Annotated in this window: 2 protein-coding genes; both read left to right on the top strand. The window is 56.2% G+C overall.

Annotated elements, in window-relative coordinates; all coding sequences use genetic code 11:
- Positions 1 to 27 precede the first annotated feature (27 nt).
- A complete protein-coding gene (locus tag MMC1_RS11155) occupies positions 28 to 327 on the top strand; it encodes a DUF3467 domain-containing protein (protein WP_011713807.1) in 300 nt (99 codons plus the stop codon).
- A gap of 90 nt (positions 328 to 417) precedes the next feature.
- Positions 418 to 2,253, top strand: coding sequence for an efflux RND transporter periplasmic adaptor subunit (locus MMC1_RS11150; RefSeq protein ID WP_011713806.1), 1,836 nt, complete (start codon positions 418 to 420; stop codon positions 2,251 to 2,253).

Below are 2,253 nucleotides of genomic sequence, written 5' to 3'. Positions count from 1 at the left end.
TTATTAACCCACTGGAGTAGTATAAAAATGAGTGAAGTCAAAGAAGGTACCAAGGTAACACCCGAAGCTGCCGGCAACCCCAAGATTGTGTGGGATGACAGCAGCATGGCAACCAGCTATGCCAACGTCTGCAATGTGCTGGGAACCCGCGAAGAGATCATGGTCCTGTTTGGTGCCAATCAGGCTTGGCAGGCCGATAGTAAAGAGGTCACGGTTAATCTGTCTAACCGTATTGTGCTCAATCCCTATGCTGCGAAACGCTTGCAAACCATGTTGGAGATGGCTTTAAAAGAGTATGAGACCCGTTACGGTCAGCTGAAAATTTAAGAAAAATAGACCCATAGCGGGTTGTTTAGTCGCGTTTTGGCCCATGCACCCAACGGTGCATGGGCCTTGCTTTTGACAGAGTGAGATCCCATGAGTGGCGACGTTCAGGAATGGACCACCGATCTGTGGCAACAACTGCACACGACCCACGATGACGCCCAGTTTATCGAGGTGTGGATGCATCTGCTGGCGCGTCAGGCTGGCTCGGTGACTCAGGGTGTATTGGTGATGGGCGAAGCCAACAGTGGCCCCTTTTTACCCGTCGCTTTTTGGCCTCCGCAAAAGCCATGTGGTGCGGCCTTGGCCGCCGCCTGTGAACAGGCTATGGAGATGCGTCTGCCCCTAACCCGACAGAGCAGCGCCGGGGGCGTGCTGGCGGTGCCCATTATCCAAGATATGGATCTGTTGGGGGTAGTAGGGTTGGGTTTTCAACAGCCTGCGGTACCCGCGCAGGCTAAATTATGGATTCAATGGGGGCTGGGCTGGCTTTGGAGCCGGGGTAATCATGGCGCGGAGGCGGGCAGCGCCAACAGCGCCCTTAATGAACGTCTCATGCGCGCACTCAATTTGATGATGAGCGCCTTAGAGGCAGAAAAGGCGCAGGATGCCTACCAGATTACGCTCACCGAAGCGGCGGTTGAGCTGGGGTGTGATCGGGTCTCTTTAGGCTTTGGCAAGGGGGGCATGGTGCGCTTTGCGGCACTTTCCCATTCGGCGGATTTTTCTAAAAAGATTGATCTGGTGCAGGATCTCGAAGCGGCCATGAACGAGGCGGCCGACCAAGGTCTGCCGGTGCTCTACCGCCGTGAAAAACCCCAGCAGTTGGAACAGGATGAAAGCACAACGGTGGTGCGCGAACACCGCGCCCTGGCGCAGCAACACGGGAATCGGGTGCTCTTTTCCGTGCCCTTTTTTGTTTCCGAGGAGCAGTATGGGGTCTTTTTGTATGAGTGGTCGGATGATGAAGTGGATGCTACCGCTCAACAACTCGCCATGGGATTGCCACCGATTTTGGGCCGGGTGTTGCTGGAAAAACGGGAGAGCCAACGACCTCTGCTTCAGCGTGTGGGCAAAAGCATAGGCCATTGGTTAGAAAAACTGCTGGGTGCCGGGTATGTGGGGTTAAAACTGTGGTTTATCGCCCTGCTGGCCACGGGTCTGTTTTTTACCCTGGCAACCGGTATGTTCCGGGTGGCGGCGGATGCCAAGTTAGAAGGGGCGGTGCAGCGGGTGGTGGCGGCTCCCTTTGACGGTTTTGTCGCCACAGCCTCGGTGCGGGCCGGGCAGTATGTGCAGGAAGGGGAGCTGTTGGCGACCCTGGATGATCGGGAAATTGCCCTGGAGCTCTCCCGCTGGGAGAACCAGCAGATTCAATTTTTAAAGCAGGCGCAAGATGCCCAGGCGCAACATAACTCGGCTCAGGTGCGCATTGCTTTGTCCCAGGCCAAACAAGCCGCCGCGCAGCGGGATCTGGCACAAGAAAAATTGCGACGGGCGCAGCTTACCGCCCCTTTTGCCGGATTGGTGGTGCGGGGGGATCTGAGCCAACGTTTGGGCAGCGCGGTGCAAAAGGGTGAAATGCTGTTTGAATTGGCCCCCTTGGCCAGCTACCGGGTCGTATTGCAGGTGGAGGAGGCTGATATTGCCCAGGTAGAGAGTGGGCAACAGGGCGAGCTGATTTTAACCGCGCTACCCAACGACCGTTTTCCTATCAAAATCAATCTTATTACCCCCGTAGCGGTGGCCGACCAAGGCACCAACCGCTTTCGGGTCGAAGCTGAATTGTTGGATGGGGTGGCGTTGGTGCGCCCCGGCATGGAGGGGGTAGGTAAAATTGAGATTGAAGAGCGTCGTCTGTTGTGGATCTGGACACGGCGCTTTGTGGATTGGTTGCGCCTAAAGGCGTGGACCTGGTTGGGTGTTTAG

Origin of the sequence: Magnetococcus marinus MC-1, from assembly GCF_000014865.1 — a bacterium.
Classification (GTDB): domain Bacteria; phylum Pseudomonadota; class Magnetococcia; order Magnetococcales; family Magnetococcaceae; genus Magnetococcus; species Magnetococcus marinus.
The sequence above is the reverse complement of the archived record's forward strand: the minus strand, read 5'-3'. Positions and strand labels throughout refer to the sequence as shown.